Annotated in this window: 16 protein-coding genes; 9 read left to right on the top strand and 7 right to left on the bottom strand. The window is 53.1% G+C overall.

The window, feature by feature from the left end; translation table 11 throughout:
• Position 1: 1 nt before the first annotated feature.
• Positions 2 to 526 carry a hypothetical protein gene (locus tag ACFODX_RS03540; protein ID WP_378116128.1) on the bottom strand — a complete coding sequence of 175 codons (525 nt, stop codon included), beginning with the start codon at positions 524 to 526 and terminating at the stop codon, positions 2 to 4.
• Between the two features lie 74 nt (positions 527 to 600).
• Positions 601 to 822: a hypothetical protein gene (locus ACFODX_RS03535; protein WP_378116126.1), complete on the bottom strand. Its 222-nt coding sequence runs from the start codon at positions 820 to 822 to the stop codon at positions 601 to 603.
• A gap of 150 nt (positions 823 to 972) precedes the next feature.
• On the opposite strand from ACFODX_RS03535, the gene gmk reads away from it, so the two are divergent.
• The 5 genes from gmk (at position 973) to ACFODX_RS03510 (ending at position 6,725) form a co-directional block, all read left to right on the top strand.
• Entirely contained in the window at positions 973 to 1,590 is a 618-nt protein-coding gene (gene gmk, locus ACFODX_RS03530; RefSeq protein WP_378116124.1) for a guanylate kinase, read from the top strand.
• Positions 1,591 to 1,707: 117 nt separating this feature from the next.
• A complete protein-coding gene (rpoZ, locus tag ACFODX_RS03525; RefSeq protein WP_324257128.1) occupies positions 1,708 to 1,959 on the top strand; it encodes a DNA-directed RNA polymerase subunit omega in 252 nt (83 codons plus the stop codon).
• A gap of 59 nt (positions 1,960 to 2,018) precedes the next feature.
• Positions 2,019 to 4,133, top strand: coding sequence for a RelA/SpoT family protein (locus tag ACFODX_RS03520; RefSeq protein WP_378116121.1), 2,115 nt, complete (start codon positions 2,019 to 2,021; stop codon positions 4,131 to 4,133).
• Between the two features lie 22 nt (positions 4,134 to 4,155).
• Positions 4,156 to 4,539, top strand: coding sequence for a RidA family protein (locus ACFODX_RS03515; RefSeq protein ID WP_378116119.1), 384 nt, complete (start codon positions 4,156 to 4,158; stop codon positions 4,537 to 4,539).
• A 170-nt stretch (positions 4,540 to 4,709) separates the two neighbouring features.
• A complete protein-coding gene (locus ACFODX_RS03510) occupies positions 4,710 to 6,725 on the top strand; it encodes an alpha/beta hydrolase family protein (RefSeq protein ID WP_378116117.1) in 2,016 nt (671 codons plus the stop codon).
• A 65-nt stretch (positions 6,726 to 6,790) separates the two neighbouring features.
• On the opposite strand, the gene lpdA is transcribed toward ACFODX_RS03510, so the two are convergent.
• The 5 genes from lpdA to def form a co-directional block, all read right to left on the bottom strand.
• Positions 6,791 to 8,212, bottom strand: a complete 1,422-nt coding sequence (gene lpdA / locus ACFODX_RS03505; RefSeq protein WP_378116115.1) for a dihydrolipoyl dehydrogenase — start codon at positions 8,210 to 8,212, stop codon at positions 6,791 to 6,793.
• A 38-nt stretch (positions 8,213 to 8,250) separates the two neighbouring features.
• A complete protein-coding gene (gene trkA, locus ACFODX_RS03500) occupies positions 8,251 to 9,636 on the bottom strand; it encodes a Trk system potassium transporter TrkA (RefSeq protein WP_378116113.1) in 1,386 nt (461 codons plus the stop codon).
• A gap of 45 nt (positions 9,637 to 9,681) precedes the next feature.
• Positions 9,682 to 10,980, bottom strand: coding sequence for a 16S rRNA (cytosine(967)-C(5))-methyltransferase RsmB (gene rsmB / locus ACFODX_RS03495; RefSeq protein ID WP_378116111.1), 1,299 nt, complete (start codon positions 10,978 to 10,980; stop codon positions 9,682 to 9,684).
• Positions 10,974 to 11,945: a methionyl-tRNA formyltransferase gene (gene fmt / locus ACFODX_RS03490; RefSeq protein ID WP_378116109.1), complete on the bottom strand. Its 972-nt coding sequence runs from the start codon at positions 11,943 to 11,945 to the stop codon at positions 10,974 to 10,976. Before fmt ends, rsmB begins: the two co-directional genes overlap by 7 nt.
• 90 nt (positions 11,946 to 12,035) lie before the next feature.
• Positions 12,036 to 12,545 carry a peptide deformylase gene (gene def, locus ACFODX_RS03485; RefSeq protein WP_378116107.1) on the bottom strand — a complete coding sequence of 170 codons (510 nt, stop codon included), beginning with the start codon at positions 12,543 to 12,545 and terminating at the stop codon, positions 12,036 to 12,038.
• 154 nt (positions 12,546 to 12,699) lie between these two features.
• Between def and ACFODX_RS03480 the strand changes: the two genes are divergently transcribed.
• From ACFODX_RS03480 to hemF, 4 genes are all read left to right on the top strand, one after another.
• Positions 12,700 to 13,743, top strand: coding sequence for a LysM peptidoglycan-binding domain-containing protein (locus ACFODX_RS03480; protein ID WP_378116105.1), 1,044 nt, complete (start codon positions 12,700 to 12,702; stop codon positions 13,741 to 13,743).
• A 55-nt stretch (positions 13,744 to 13,798) separates the two neighbouring features.
• Entirely contained in the window at positions 13,799 to 14,989 is a 1,191-nt protein-coding gene (dprA, locus tag ACFODX_RS03475; protein ID WP_378116103.1) for a DNA-processing protein DprA, read from the top strand.
• Positions 14,990 to 15,076: 87 nt separating this feature from the next.
• The gene (locus ACFODX_RS03470; protein WP_378116101.1) at positions 15,077 to 15,646 is read left to right on the top strand and encodes a Sua5/YciO/YrdC/YwlC family protein; all 570 of its coding nucleotides are present in this window, start codon (positions 15,077 to 15,079) and stop codon (positions 15,644 to 15,646) included.
• Between the two features lie 167 nt (positions 15,647 to 15,813).
• Complete coding sequence (hemF, locus tag ACFODX_RS03465) at positions 15,814 to 16,749, top strand: oxygen-dependent coproporphyrinogen oxidase (protein WP_378116099.1); 936 nt, start codon at positions 15,814 to 15,816, stop codon at positions 16,747 to 16,749.
• The last annotated feature ends 45 nt before the right edge of the window (positions 16,750 to 16,794 follow it).

The following is a 16,794-nucleotide window of genomic DNA, read 5'->3' as shown; positions in this document are numbered from 1 at the left end:
ATTATTTGGTTATTTCCACGTTAAACAATACTCTTTGAGCATTGTAAATTGCAGAGCCCAGTGTCGGATTGAGTGGATAGTCCCCGATGGGATAAATAAATGTAACCACTTCATATATGCCTTCAGGCATATCTGCTGTTGTAGGTATGCTCAAATGATCCTCAAAGATAATTCCTTGTGGTGGCGTATGGCTGTACGCCAAACCAGATGCTTGAATGGTGCGGGTATCTAATGGTGTGAGTTGATGCTGTTGGTTGCGAACATGATAAGCAATGAGATGTGATTCAGGCAGTGGCGACGAGAATTTCCACTGTACTGAAAATCGGATAGTTTGACCTGTAACCAGCCTGGGTGTGTGCGGCGTAACGCTCACAAGTTGGGCCTCGTTACCAAAATTGACATGATGAAATTGTGGCGCTGGTTTGTCTTTTTTCACAAGAAGGTAGGCGAGCGCGAGCGCGCAGAGAATGACCAAAGTTTGGGTGAATCGATTTATTTGATTAGATGAAACATTTGATTCCTGCATTGCAGTCGGCCTCTCCTGATCACTAAATCCAAGAGACGTATTCTAGTGTCATCGAAATGTAATATCGATGAGAATTATCCGGTTGGATGATCTTGCGCACAAATCTCCACTAATGTAGCTATGCCATTTTTGCGCAATTTGTCCATGAGCAGTGCAAGTCGCTCTACCTGTGCGGCATCCAATTGCTCGCCGTGAATAAATTCCAGGCGTTTTTTGGCAACCAGGGCATGAATGTACTCGGGGCGTACCCGCAAGCGTTCTGCAGTTTGGGTGATGGACAGTAATTGACGTAGCATAGAGCGCCTGCGGAAATGAATGGCGGGAGTGCTTACTATGCCACAGTTGCGGCTTAGGAGTGTTCACGCGGCGCGCTTTCCTGCCGGCCTGTGCCATAATTTGCCCTATCGTTTTAGCTTCCTATTTACCTACTGTTAACAGGTTCTCTTATGGCCAACCTCGGCACGCTTTATACCGTTTCCGCGCCCTCGGGTGCGGGCAAAACCAGTTTGGTGAGCGCACTGGTGAAATCCAATCCGGAAGTCTGTGTGTCGGTATCCCACACCACACGCCCTATGCGCCCGGGAGAGGTGGATGGTGTGAACTATCACTTTGTCGATCACGCTACCTTTGAAGCCATGCTGGAGCGCGGCGAGTTTCTGGAGCATGCGCGGGTATTTAGCAACCTCTATGGCACTTCCCAAAAATGGGTGGTGGATACACTTAACGCAGGCATAGATGTCATTCTGGAAATTGATTGGCAGGGCGCGCGTCAGGTGCGCAAGTTGCTGCCGGATACCGTCAGCTTGTTTATTCTCCCGCCCTCACTCGCCTGTTTACGCCAACGTTTAACTGGTCGCGGGCAAGATGATGAAAGTGTGATAGAGGCGCGCATGAGCGAGGCGATCAGTGAAATGTCGCACTACCCTGAGGCGGATTATTTAATTATCAATGACGATTTCACGCTCGCGCTGGCGCAGTTTCAGGCGTTGGTGACCAGTCAGCACATACGCCTGGCGCGCCAAACCGAGCGCCATAGCCAGTTGCTAAGGGAGCTATTGGCCTAGTATTGATGTAATTTTGCCCAGCCGCGGTTGGCATAGTCACCACCGCTGACGCATAATAGCCGACCGGACTGCAGCCCAGCTGCGTTTACCCAGCGTTTTGATAGAGCACACAAAGTTATGGCACGTATTACCGTTGAAGATTGTTTGGATCACGTTGATAACCGTTTTGAACTGGTTATGGTTGGCAGCAAGCGCGCGCGTCAATTGGCCATTGGTGGCAAAGAGCCCCACGTTGCGCCAGAAAACGACAAGCCTACCGTGATCGCCCTGCGCGAGATCGAAGAAGGTTTTGTGGATGCCAGCATCCTGTTGGAAAAAGACACACTGCCACAACCTAAGCCAGAACGTGTGTACGAGAACGACATCTAAGTATTGATTGTGCCAGTCGCCGCTCTACCCCTGAGCGGCAATCCTGTCTGGAGAAGGGCGTGCAAACCATAGAGGCCTTAAGCCACCGGCTATCGTCTTATCTGGAACCTTCCCAAATCAATTTGGTGAAGCGCGCCTACTTCTACGCCGAACAAGCCCACGACGGCCAAAAACGTCGCAGCGGCGAAGCCTACATCACCCACCCCCTCGCGGTTGCCGATATTCTGGCGACCATGCACATGGATCATCAAAGCCTGATGGCCGCCATGTTGCACGATGTGATTGAAGACACGGGTATCAGCAAAAAAGCCATTGCCGGCCAGTTTGGCGATGCGGTGGCGGACTTGGTCGATGGCGTTTCCAAGCTGACCCAAATCGAGTTTGAATCCCACGCCGAAAAGCAGGCCGAAAACTTCCAGAAAATGGCGTTGGCGATGGCCAATGACCTGCGGGTGATTCTGGTCAAACTCGCCGACCGCTTGCACAACATGCGCACCCTCGGCGCTATGCCGCCGGATAAAAAACGCCGTATCGCCAAAGAAACCCTGGAGATCTATGCGCCCATTGCCCATCGCCTGGGCATGAACGAAGTGCGTCTGGAGCTGGAAGATCGCAGCTTCTTCTGTATGCACCCGCTGCGCGCCACGCGCCTGCAAGCTGCGCTCAAAACCGCACGCGGCAACCGCAAAGAGCTGGTGGAGCAAATCCAGACCTCGTTTGAAAAGCGCTTGGCCAAAGAGAACATTACCTCGATTGTCATAGGGCGGGAAAAACACCTGTTTAGCATCTACGAAAAGATGCGTCAGAAGAAAAAGTTCTTCAAAGAGATTATGGATGTCTACGCCTTCCGCATTATTGTGGATTCGGTGGACACCTGTTATCGCGTGTTGGGCGTGGTGCACAACCTCTATAAACCGGTTGCCGGCGAGTTCAAGGATTACATCGCCATCCCCAAAACCAACGGCTACCAATCGCTGCACACGGTGCTGGTGGGCATGCACGGCGTGCCGATTGAAGTGCAAATCCGCACCAAGGAAATGGATGAAATGGCCAATAGTGGCATTGCCGCCCATTTCCTTTATAAGTCCAACAGCGATGAGCCGGTCAACGCCAGCCACAGCCGCGCGCGCCAGTGGGTGCAAGGCCTGTTGGAAATGCAAAAAAATGCGGGTAACTCCCTCGAATTTATTGAAAACGTAAAGATCGACCTCTTCCCGGACGAGGTGTATGTCTTTACGCCCAAGGGCAAGATTGTGGAGTTGCCCACCGGCGCCACCCCCGTCGATTTTGCCTACGCCGTGCACACGGATATTGGTAACACCTGCGTTGCCTGCCGCATCAACGACCGTATGGCGCCACTGTCACAGCCGCTGCAATCCGGCCAAAAAGTGGCGATCATCACCGCCCAGGGCGCCCAGCCCAACCCCAGTTGGTTGAATTTTGCGGTGTCGGCCAAGGCGCGCTCAGCGATTCGCCACTACTTAAAACACCAGCGCCATCACCAATCTGTGACCCTGGGCAAGCGCATGCTCAGTCGCGCCTTGGGTGAAATCCAGTTGGATCTGGAGCATTTGCCCGAGGAGCTGCAACACAAACTGCTCGCCGGCGCCCAGCTGGAAAGTATGGAGAAACTTTTTGAGGAGATTGGCCTCGGCAACAAGCTGGTCTACCCGCTGGTGAAATTATTGCAGCCGGATGCCGAATTAAAACCGCGCAGCGGCAGCCTCAATTCAGCCATTACCATCGACTCCGCCGAAGGCATGATGATCAGCTTTGCGCGCTGCTGTCGCCCCATTCCCGGCGACCCGATCATCGGCCATATCAGTTCCGGCAAAGGCTTGGTGATCCATCAGGACACCTGCCGCAATATTGCTGAAATCCGCAACTACCCCGACAAAATCAGCCAGGTGAATTGGGCGGCTAATGTCAGCGGTGAGTTTTTGGTGGATGTGCGCGTTGAAGTGGAAAGCGAGCGCGGCATTATCGCCACCCTCGCCACCCGCATTACCGAACAGGGCGCCAGCATTGAACACATCAACGTGCATGAGCGCGACGCCCACAACAGCGTTATCCATTTGTGCATCGGCGTGCACAACCGTATTCACCTCGCCAATATCATGCGCCGCATACGCACCCTGAGTTTTGTGATTCGCGTGAATCGCGCCAAGAATTAATCATCCACCATAAGGTTTTCCCATGACCAATAAAGCCATTATCCACAGCGATAACGCTCCCGCCGCTATAGGCACCTATTCACAAGCGGTAAAGGTAAATAACACCGTCTACCTCTCTGGCCAGATTCCGCTTGACCCTAAAACCATGCAATTAGTGGAGGGCGATTTTGCGGTGCAGGCGCATCAGGTGTTTAAAAACCTGCAAGCCGTGTGTGAAGCCGCCGGTGGTAGTTTGAAAGACGTGGTGAAACTCAACATCTACCTCACCGACCTCGCCAATTTCCCGATTGTGAATGAAGTGATGGGTCAATACTTCCAGCAGCCCTACCCCGCTCGCGCCGCTATCGGCATCAACCAATTACCGCGTGCCTCGCTGATTGAGGCGGATGGGATTATGGTTATTTAATTCAAATTTCATTGATAAAAATGCCCGGCTTGCCGGGTATTTTTTTGCCTGAAATAAATACTTGCTGATTGACTATAAGTAGATTAATTTCATCTGCGCATTTGGAACAGTGCCTCATTTGAGCGTGATTTCATCTCAAAAAATAACCGCCAAGGTAAAAAGGAATGGCTATGAAAATCTTTCGCAAACCACACCACAATATTCTCCTTTCATTTTTTTGTTTTATATCACTTGTCTTCTCAGCGACTTGCTTTGCTATTTCAAAACTGACCACTGAGGATTTTGCTCAATTACCCGATGTCAGCAATTTGGTTTTATCGCCCTCCGGCAAAAAACTAGCCTCCACCGTTCGCGTGAGCGTTGGCGATACACAAGGTGTTGCCGTGCAAGTAATGGACATGGCAACCCAAAAAAGCAAAATTGTATTGTTTACGGATAATTCTAAATTCTTTTTTAAATGGATTGGCTGGAAAGACGATACAACCTTAATGGTTTCTACCTTTACACCCTCTGAGCGAGATACCTGGATTGGTATGAGTGCTGTGCGTTTTAAAACGCGCGACCATGATTTGCTATTGATTGATACTGAATCAGAAAAAGTGAGTCAGCCAATTAGCAAAAAATTCCTGCAGCGTTACAAGATCACTCCGTCGGTACGCGATTGGGTGGTTGATAGTTTATATGATGACCCGGATCATCTATTGATGGCGTTTCCAGGTATGGATATTGGGTTCATGAGCGGATTGGTGGTTTACAAAGTTAATATCAAGAATCAGCGCGCAACCATCTATCATTCCCACAAATCCAATATCGGTGATTGGATGACTGATCAGCAGCATCGTGTTCGGGTGGGCACCAAAGTCGAAGGCGATCAGGTCTCCATCATGGTTTACGATCTGGATTCAAAAAAATGGCAAGCGTTGTGGACTTACAAAATATTTTCTGACGCACAGGTAGATCCTTTGGGGTTTGGTAAAGACCCCAATGAATTTTATATTCGCGCCTACCATCAATCACGCCAGGCTATTTTTAAAGTGAATTTGAAAGATCCTGCATTGAAGCGTGAACTTGTATTGTCCGACCCACATTATGATGTAAAAGGGAATTTAGTATTTTCACCGGTAACGGGTGAGGTCATTGGTGTCGGTGCATCAGCAGATGGAGGGACGCGTTTCTTTGACAAGAATATGCAGAATCTACAGGCAAAAATAGATAAAGCTATTCCCGGGCATCGCAATTATATTTATTCCATGACTAACGATTTAAATAAGTTTTTAGTATTTTCTTCTAACAGTACTGACTCCGGTACTTATTATCTGGGCAGCATGAATCCGTTAAAACTGGATGCAGTAGCTTATGGCTATAAAAAGCTATTGCCTGAACTACTTAGCAAAACTGAGCGAATTGAATACCTAGCGCGAGATGGTGTGAAAATCGAAGCCTTTTTAACGCTGCCAAACGATAAATCAGCAAAAAATCTTCCAACCTTAATGTTTCCGCATGGTGGCCCCCATGCGCGAGACACTGGTGTGTTTGATTACTGGGCACAATTTTTTGCCAATAAAGGTTATGCCGTATTGCAAATGAATTTCCGCGGCTCTGATGGTCATGGTATAGAGCATAGAAATGCTGGCTTTAAAAGCTGGGGCAAGGAAATGCAGAATGATATTGAAGATGGCGCACGTAAATTAATTGCCGATGGCATTGCTGACCCCAATGCGATTGGCATAGTGGGCGGAAGTTATGGTGGTTATGCTGCCTTGATGGGGGTGGTGAAAACGCCAGATTTTTATCGCTGCGCCATTAGTGTTAATGGTGTGAGCAATGTGTATGACTTGGTTAAAGATCGTCGTGCTTTTTGGTTGAGTTACAACGCGATTGACGAGCAGATCGGTAATGATAATTCAACGCTTAAGGCAATTTCACCGGTTAATTTTGCCGATAAAATCAAAGCGCCTGTGTTGCTAATTCACGGTACGGATGATCGTCAGGTTGAAATTAAACACAGCTACCAAATGCGCGATGCGCTACAAAAAGCCAACAAAGAGGTGACCTTTTTAGAGTTGCCGAGTGAAGATCATTATTTGTCGAACGAAAAAAATCGTATGGATACTTTCCGTGCGATGGATACATTTCTAGACCGATGTTTACCTGCAAAAGCGGGGCAGCCTGTAGCGGTAAACTAGTGCGGTTGTTGTGACATAAAAGGCCGACTAGCTTTGCTAATCGGCCTTTTGATTTTTTGCGCGGTTTACTTTTTCAAACTCGCCTTGGGGTTGGGCAAATCGGTAATCGTGCCGGCACCCAATTCCGCCGCCAAACCGACGGACTCGTGTAGAGTCGGATGAGCGTGGATGGTGAGGGCGATATCTTCCACGCTCGCGCCAAATTCCAGCGCCAGCGTCAGTTCGCCCAACAATTCCCCCGCATGTACTCCCACTAATCCGGCGCCGAGCAGGCGGTCCGTTTTGGCGTCATAAATCAGCTTGGTTTTGCCTTCGCTGCGGTCTGAGGCGATGGCGCGGCCGCTGGCGCTCCAGGGGAATACGGCGGTTTTGTAATCCAGCCCTTTTTGTTTGGCTTCTTTTTCGGTCAGGCCAACCCAGGCGATTTCGGGGTTGGTATAGGCGATAGAGGGTATGGCCATGGGCGCAAATGCATGTGGGTGGCCGGCGACACCTTCGGCGGCGGCGTGACCTTCGTGGGTGGCTTTATGGGCGAGCATGGGCTGGCCAATAATGTCGCCAATCGCGTAGATGTGCGGCACGTTGGTTTGCAGGTATTGGTTGGTGGGGATAAAACCGCGTTCGTCGACATGCACGCCGGCTTTGTCGGCACCGATCAGCTTGCCGTTGGGCACCCGGCCTACGGCGACCAGAACTGCATCAAATTGGCGCGCTTCAGCCGGGGCGTTGGCGCCGCTGAAGGCCACTTCAATAGCTTCGGGTTTGGCGGTTACCGCTTCCACTTTGGTGGAGAGCAGTACTTCAAACTTGTCTTTGTTGTATTTGCTGTAGACCGCCACCAGGTCTTTATCGGCAGCGGGCACCAGTTGGTCGGCAAACTCTACCACCGTCACTTTACTGCCCAGGGCTTCATACACGGTGGCCATTTCCAGGCCGATAATACCGCCGCCAATGACCAGCAGGCGCGCTGGCACCGAGCGCAGCTCAAGGGCGCCGGTTGAGTCGAAAATGCGCGGATCTTCGGGGATAAACGGCAGTTTCACGCTGCGTGAACCGGCAGCGATGATGGCCTGTTCGAAATCGATCAGCGTGGTTTCATCGCCCTTTACGACTTGCAATTGATTGGCGCTGGTAAAGCTGCCGTAGCCCTCCACCACCCGTACCTTACGCCCCTTGGCCATGGCGCCCACACCGGAAACCAGCTTGCTCACGACCGAATCCTTGTAGGCGCGAACCTTGTCCAGGTCGTGGCTGACCGAGCCGATACTGAGCCCGAGGCTGTCGGCGTGTTTGGTCTCGTTAATCACTTCAGCGACGTGCAGCAGTGCCTTGGAAGGAATGCAGCCCACGTTCAAACAGACCCCGCCGAGGCTCGGGTAGCGCTCTACCAGGGTGACATCCAGGCCGAGATCCGCAGCGCGAAAGGCGGCGGAGTAACCGCCGGGGCCACTGCCGAGTACGAGGAGTTGGGTTTTGATGGCGGTCATGGTGTGGGCTCCTTATGAATTAATGGGTTTGGGTAGAGTTAGAAGAAACTGAAACCAACCTGGAAGAGTTTTTCCACGTCGCGGATATGTTTCTTTTGCAGCAAAAACACAATCACATGGTCGCCGGATTGCACCACTACATCGTCGTGGGCGATCACCACTTCATCGCCGTCCGGCCCCTGGCGCACAATCGCGCCAATGTTGGCGCCCTCGGGCAGGTCTATGTCTTCCAGCGCCTTGCCCACCACCTTGGAGGATTTGGCGTCACCGTGGGCGATGATTTCTATCGCTTCCGCCGCGCCGCGCCGCAGTGAGTGAACATTCACTATATCGCCACGGCGCACGTGGGTGAGCAGGCTGCCAATGGTGGTGGTTTGCGGTGAAATGGCGATGTCTATATCGCCACCTTGTACTACATCCACATAGGCGGGGTTATTGATGAGTGTCATTACCTTGCGCGCGCCCAGGCGTTTGGCGAGCATGGAGGACATGATATTGGCCTCGTCGTCATTGGTGAGTGCGAGGAAGACATCGGTATCCTCAATGCTTTCTTCCAGCAGCAGGTCTTTGTCCGAGGCGCTGCCCTGAATCACAATCGCCCGCTCCAACTGTTCCGACAGGCGAATACAGCGCTGCTTGTTAAATTCAATCACCCGCACGTTGTAGCGGCCTTCCAGCATTTTGGCGAGGCGCAGGCCAATGTTGCCGCCGCCAGCGATGGTGACGCGTTTGTAAGCCACTTCCAGGCGGCGCAGCTCGCTCATGACCGCGCGAATATCGGCTTTGGCGGCGATAAAAAACACCTCGTCGTCCGCTTCAATCACGGTGGTACCAGTGGGCACTATGGCGCGGTTGCGGCGATAAATTGCGGCGACGCGCGTATCCACCGAGGGCATGTGCTCGCGCAAAAAGCGCAACTCCTGACCGACCAGTGGCCCGCCGTGGTAGGCCTTTACTGCCACCAGCTGAACCTTGCCGCCGGCGAAATCCAACACCTGCAGGGCGCCCGGCTGTTCAATCAAACGGAAAATATATTCCGATACCAGCTGTTCGGGGCTGATGAGTACGTCAATCGGAATCGCTTTGTTATCAAACAGTTGGCGATGGGTGAGGTAGGCGGTGGCGCGCACCCGCGCGATTTTGGTGGGGGTGTGAAACAAGTGTTCGGCGACGGTACAAGCGGTCATGTTGATTTCGTCGTCGCTGGTAACTGCCACCAGCATATCGGCATCTTCAAGGCCGGCTTGTTCAAGTACATCGGGGTGTGAGGCTTCGCCGGTAATCACGCTGATATCCAAGCGGTCGCGCAGTTCGCGCAGGCGCGCTTCGTCGGTATCCACCACGGTGATGTCATTGGATTCGCTGGCCAAATGTTCCGCCAGGCTACCGCCGACCTGGCCGGCGCCGAGAATAATGATTTTCATAAAAGTCCTGGGTCGCTATCGGGCTGGATAAGGCTTTTGCCAAGCCTAGAGGCTTTTGCGCAGCCGTGCATAATAAAAACCATCGTGGCCGTTTACTTGTGGCAGCAGCTGGCGGCCACAGGGCTGGCTTATGCCCCAGTCGGCCTCGAGCGAGTCGCAGTGGGCATCCTGCTGGCGCGCTAAAAACGCCTCCACTACGCGGGTATTTTCTTTGGGCATCACCGAACAGGTGGCGTAAAGCAACACGCCGCCTGGCTTGAGCAGTGGCCAGAGGTTTTTGAGGAGTAGCTGTTGTAGCTCGCCGAGTTTGTCCAGCTCCTCGGGGGTGCGCAGCACTTTAATGTCGGGGTGGCGGCGCACTATGCCGGTGGCGGAACAGGGCGCATCCAGCAGGATGCGATCAAACTGTTCGCCGTCCCACCAAGTGTTGGGCTGGGTGCCATCGCCGCAGATCACTTTTGCGCTCACGCCCAGGCGATTCAGGTTCTCGCGCACCCGCGTCAGGCGGCGCTCATCGGCATCCAGCGCTGTAACCTGCAGGCTGGGCTCACGCTCCAGCAGGTGGCCGGTTTTACCGCCGGGTGCGCTGCAGGCATCCAAAACCCTTAAGTTGGGTGCTAACTCCAGCAAATCGGCGCTTAACTGTGCGGCTTCGTCCTGCACGCTGAGCCAGCCCTCGGCAAAATGTGGCAGTTGGCGTGGGTCGCAGGCCTGCTCAAGCGTAATGCCGTAGGGGCTGAAAGTGGTGGCTTTGGCCGCTATGCCTTGTGCCTGTAATAGCTGCAAATAGGCATCGCGGCTGATTTTTTGGATGTTCAAGCGCAGGCTAAACGGCGGGTGCTGGTTATTGGCGGCGATCAGCTGCTCCAGCTGTTCGGGCCAGCATTTGGCTAGCATGGCCTGCATCCACGCCGGATGATTGGTTTGAAAAGCACTATTTTGCGCGAGAAGTTCGTCTATTTTGCGGTGATCACGCTGAAAACTGCGCAATACCCCATTGACCAGCTTGGTTGCCCAGGGTTTGTTAATCGCCCGTGTGACTTCCACCGTTTCGCCAATAGCGGCGTGATCGGGGATGCGGGTGTGCAGCAGTTGGTACAGGCCGAGCAGCAATAAGGCTTGCACATCGCTGTCTTTGGCGCGGAGGGGTTTGTCTAGCAGGCATTCGGTATAGGCCTGTAGCTGGGGGTAGTAGCGACAGGTGCCAAAACACAGTTCTTGCAGTAAGGCGCGGTCATTCTCGGCGATTTTCAGTGAAATCGCCGGTAACAGGCTGGAAAGCGAGCCTTTGGCTTGCAGGATTTGTGCGATCACCTGGGTCGCGGCGGCGCGCACCCTTAACATGCGGGTTGCTCCAGCTGCTGACCTACCCTGAAAAGATCCGGGTGGCCGCGCAGTATTTCATCCACCTTTAGCGCCTTTTTGCCCGGTAGCTGTAATTGCTCCAGTACCAACTGGCCTTGGGCGCAGGCAACCCAGAGGCCGCGCTCATCAATGCGAGTGATCACTCCCGGTGTCGCTGTATTAGTAGAGTCTGAGGTCGTGGCGGCCCATACCCGAATGCGCTGGTTATCTGCCGCCCCCGCCAGTTTGGTATGCGCGACCGGAAAGGGGTTGAACGCGCGCACTTTGCGTTCCAGTTCTGCGGCTGAAAGTTGCCAATTCAGCGCTGCTTCTTCTTTAGTGAGTTTGGGAGCGTAGTTGCTCAGGCTGTCGTCTTGTGGCTCATGGGTGATGCTGCCAGTTTGTATGCCATCAAGCGCTTGCAGCAGTGCTGGCGTGCCAATAGTGATGAGCTTATCGTGCAGGGTTGCGGCGGTATCGTCGGCTAAAATGGGGCAAAATGCTTTGATCAGCATATCGCCCGTATCCAAGCCAACATCCATTTGCATAATGGTGACGCCGGTTTCGCTGTCGCCCGCTTCTATCGCCCGTTGGATGGGCGCCGCGCCGCGCCAGCGTGGCAGTATGGAAGCATGCACGTTAATGCAGCCAAGGCGCGGTGTCTCGAGTACGGCTTTGGGCAGGATTAGACCATAGGCGACCACTACCATCAGGTCGGCATCCAGTGACGCCAGTTCGGCGATGGCTTCGGGGCTTTTGAAGTTGAGCGGCTGATACACCGGAATATCATGGGCGAGGGCGACTTCTTTGACCGGGCTGGCGCTGAGCTTTTTACCGCGTCCGGCGGGGCGATCCGGCTGGGAGTAAACCGCGATGACTTGATGGCGACTGCCCAGTAGTGCTTTTAAATGCTCGGCGGCAAACTCGGGTGTGCCGGCAAAAACGATGCGTAAACCTTGGCTCATGCAAAAACCTTTATCTGATTCGGTGGTGCGCTATAACGCCCGGCCAATAAAAAAGGCGCCACAAAGCGCCTTGTTAAAGCCGCAAGCGCCTTAACGCGCTTCTGCCTTGTGTTTCTTTTCCAGTTTGGAGCGAATACGGCTGCGTTTGAAGGGCGAGATGTGATCCACAAACAACTTGCCGTTCAAATGATCCAACTCGTGTTGGATGCACACAGCGAGCAAGCCCTGAGGTTCTATTTCAAAGGGTTTGCCGTTGCGATCCAATGCCTTGACGCGGATATGATTGGGGCGCACCACGGTTTCATAAAAGCCGGGCACTGAGAGGCAACCTTCGTCGTATTCGCTCAACTCCGGATCGAGCACTTCAATCTCGGGGTTAATAAATACCAGCGGCTGGGATTTGTCCTCGCTGACGTCTATAACTACTACGCGTTTATGCACATTAACTTGCGATGCAGCCAAGCCAATACCGGGCGCGTCGTACATGGTTTCAAACATGTCTTCGACCAGTTTGCGGATATTATCGTCCACTTCTGTGACGGGTTTGGCGACAGTGCGCAGGCGCGGGTCGGGAAATTCAAGGATAGGTAACAAGGCCATAGTGTTTGTGACAAACTTCTAGTAAAAAGGTAATAACCGCTGCTAACATGATGATCGCACAGGATTTATGCGGTGCACACGGAAACAGCATGGACTTTAACTTATTATTATACGTCTATCTGCCTCAGGACCGAATAAAACAGGATCGGTTTCTATGAAAAAAATATTACTGGCCGTTGCGGCCGCCTCCCTGATCAGCTTTTTCTCCTGGGCTGATGATGCACTGCTTAAAACGGGTCATCCCGACGAATATACCGTTAAAAAGGGCGATACCCTCTGGGATATTTCCGGCACCTTTTTGAACAGCCCCTGGATGTGGCCAGAAATTTGGCATGTCAATCCGCAAATCGAGAACCCTCACCTTATTTTCCCCGGTGATCTCATCAAACTTATTTACCTGGACGGTCAACCGCGTTTAACGCTTGAACGCACCCTGAAAATGGTGCCGGGCGCAGGTGATACCACCAAGCTCAGCCCAAGCATTCGCGTGCAGAACGTAGATGAAGCCATTACCGCCATTCCACTGGATCGTATAGATGCCTTTTTGTCTCGCAGCCGCATTGTAGAACCCGGTGTGCTTGAGGCATCGCCCTATATGCTGGCGGGCCAGCAGCAGCGCTTGATTGTAGGTGCCGATGACCGCGCTTATGCGCGCGGTAGTTTTGATGCCAATTACTCCAACTACGGTGTGTTCCGCAAAGGTCAGCTGTTCAGGGACCCAGTGACCAAAGAAGTATTGGGCGTTCACGCTCAGGGTATTGGCAGCGTGTCAGTCAGTAAAATGGATGGCGATATTGCCAGTCTGGATGTGTTGCGTACTTATGAAGAGGTGCGCCCTGGCGATCATCTACTGCCCAGTGAAGACCGCTCCGTAGATTCCATCTTCTACCCCAGTGCGCCGGATGTGGATATTGAAGCCCAGATTATTGCCGTTGAAGGTGGCGTAACCCAGGTCGGCAAATTCAACGTGGTGATGATCAACAAGGGTGAGCGCGAAGGTCTGCAAATCGGCAATGTGATGGCTATTTATCGCGCCGGTGAGATAGTGAATGACCGTGTGCGCGGCGGCAAAGTAGCGCTGCCCGATGAGCGCGCTGGCTTGTTGATGGTATTCCGCACCTTTGAAAAAATGAGTTTCGCGCTGGTACTTGAGTCGGATCGCCCACTGGCAATCAAAGACAAGGTGCGCAACCCCTAACTCTCTGCAACTCTATCGCTGCTCCGCCCGGAGCAGCACCATCAAGGATGATGCCATGCTCTCCCCGCTTGCTGCCCACCTGCTTTTGTTACGTCTGCCCGATACCGGAACCGCCAGTTACTGGCAGTTGATGGAAATCTTCCCCAGCCCTCAGGAATTGCTTGAGTTGCCGGCAAGAAGTCTGGAACCCTACTTCAAGCGTCCGGCGATTGATGCCCTTGCCGCGTACCAAGCTAATCCCCAAAACAGCCACTCGGGACGTCAGCTGGCGGCCGATCTTGCTTATCTGGATAAACATCCGCAGGTGCAGTGCCTGCTGTTTGATGACTCGCGCTACCCGCGGCTGTTACGTGAAATTCCCAAACCTCCACCTATGTTATTTGTGCGCGGTAATCCTGACTGCTTGAGCCTGCCGCAATTGGCAATGGTCGGCAGCCGCAGCCCGAGCGGAGGTGGCAATGAGAATGCTGAGCGATTCGCCGCTTATTTGGCCGGATGTGGTCTGGCCATCACCAGTGGTTTAGCGCTGGGAATAGATGCAGCGGCGCATCGCGGCGCGCTGTCGGTCGGAGGGATTACCATTGCGGTGATGGGCACAGGCATCGACCGTGTCTATCCATCGCGCCATCACCAGCTTGCCCAAACTATTGTCGATGCCGGTGGTGCGCTGGTGAGTGAATTTCCGCTGGGCACATCTTCCCATGCAAGTCATTTTCCCCAGCGCAACCGCATTATTAGCGGCTTGAGTGGTGGCACTTTGGTGGTGGAGGCGGCCGTGCAAAGTGGTTCGCTCATCACCGCGGCCTATGCCTTGCAGCACAACCGCGAGGTGTTTGCGATTCCCGGTTCCATCCACAACCCCCTGGCGCGTGGTTGCCATCAATTGATTCGCCAGGGCGCAACACTGGTGGAGACGGCGCAGGATATAGTCGATCAATTGTCTGGCCTGATCAGTTACAAGCGGCAGGAGTTGCAGGAGAGCCAGCTTCAGGATGATCTGTTCAGTGGTCAACAAGCCACCCAGCCTGCTGCTGGCACCGCAAATAACAGCCATAGCCCAGCAGTTCAGGATCCGCTGAGCGCAGAGGAGGAGCTGTTATTAAACGCCTTGGGTTATGATCCTTTGCCCTTGGATCTGCTGGCTGAGCGTATTGGGGAGGAGGTCGGTGCTCTGTCGGCGGCGCTGATTGGCTTGGAAATTAAAGGTTTGGTTCAGCAAGTGGGGGCGTCTTACCAGCGTTGTTAAACCATCCCGTCAATGCGCTTTTGGTTGAGCTTGGCGCGAGGCTGGGGTAGATTCGTGCCCAAGTTGTTCTCTGTACAGGTAAATTTTATGCTCGATTGGTCGCGCCAGCCCCGTATTCAATTCGCTGCTCGCCAAATGCGTTTGGGGGGTGTTGTTGCTTATCCAACCGAGGCGGTATGGGGGTTGGGCTGTAATCCGTTTGATGAGTTGGCGGTGACTGAGTTGCTCGCCTTGAAAGATCGCCCGGTACAAAAGGGTTTGATACTGCTAGCGGCAAATATCCACATGTTTGACCCCTTTATTGATCATCTTAACGACCTGCAGCGTCAAAAGTTAAAGAACACCTGGCCCGGCCCCGTCACTTGGTTAGTGCCCAATAATGGTTTGGTGCCTTACTGGATCAGCGGAAACTTCACCAGTGTGGCTTTGCGGGTGACCGATCATCCGGTCGCTGCCGGCCTGTCGCGCGCGTTTGGCGGCCCGATTGTTTCCACCTCTTGCAACCCGCAAGGCCGGGAACCGGCGCGGGATGCTCATCAGGTGCATCGCTATTTTGGCAACCAATTGGCGGCTATCACTACTGGTACAGTCGGCAAACGTAAAAATCCTTCCGAAATTCGCGATTTGTTAACGGGCGATGTGGTTCGTCCCAGTTAGTCCAAAAATGCCCCTTCAGTGCAAATGAGCGACAAGCTCCGCCCACTTTTATGCGCTAGCGCGTAGAATGGCGGGCCCTTCGGGCTTGCGCCCGCTGAACCTGTGGTTTTTAGCGTCGACTGTCTGCGCCTCGCCTGTGCCAGTCGCTCCATTTTGCGAGGATCTCTATGAGTCACTCCCCCATAAGCCAATCATCCGGCCCCGACAAGGCGGCGGTTAAAGCCTATTTGTTGGATCTGCAAGATCGCATTTGCGCTGCACTTGCCGCCGAGGATGGCGGTGCCGATTTTATTGAAGACAGCTGGGATAGGGCCGAGGGCGGTGGTGGTCGCTCACGGGTAATCACTAACGGCAGGGTGATTGAAAAAGGTGGGGTGAATTTCTCCCATGTGTACGGCACCCAAATGCCCGCGTCGGCTACGGCGCATCGCCCTGAGCTTGCGGGCCGCGCATTTGAAGCTATGGGGGTGTCGCTGGTGATTCATCCGCACAACCCTTTTGTGCCAACCAGCCATGCCAATGTGCGCTTTTTTATCGCTGAAAAAGAGGGCGCCGAACCTGTGTGGTGGTTTGGTGGTGGTTACGATTTAACGCCATACTACGGTAACGAAACCGATGTGAAGCACTGGCATCAAACCGCCAAAAACGCCTGCGATCCTCTGGGTGAACAGCTTTACCCCAGATTCAAAAAATGGTGTGACGATTACTTTTTTCTTAAACATCGCGGTGAAGCGCGCGGTGTGGGTGGTTTGTTTTTTGACGATTACAACCATGAAAGTTTTGCCCACAGTTTTGAGGTGATGCGCGCCGTGGGCGACAGCTACTTGCCGGCGTATGTACCGATTGTAAATGCACGTAAACATCAGCCGTTTACGGAACGCGAGCGCGATTTCCAACTCTACCGTCGTGGCCGCTATGTGGAATTTAATCTGGTGTATGACCGCGGCACTTTGTTTGGATTGCAAACCGGCGGGCGTACCGAATCCATCTTAATGTCGCTGCCGCCACTGGTGCGCTGGGAATATAACTGGCAACCGGAAGCCGGCAGTGCTGAAGCGGAACTCTATGAAAAGTTTCTCCCCCATCGCGATTGGTTGAAATAAAAATAAACTAGTTTGATAACCATCGAATAATTTTTTGGACGACTC

It is taken from the genome of Cellvibrio fontiphilus (genome assembly GCF_042646205.1).
Taxonomy (GTDB): Bacteria; Pseudomonadota; Gammaproteobacteria; order Pseudomonadales; family Cellvibrionaceae; genus Cellvibrio; species Cellvibrio fontiphilus_A.
The sequence above is the reverse complement of the archived record's forward strand: the minus strand, read 5'-3'. Positions and strand labels throughout refer to the sequence as shown.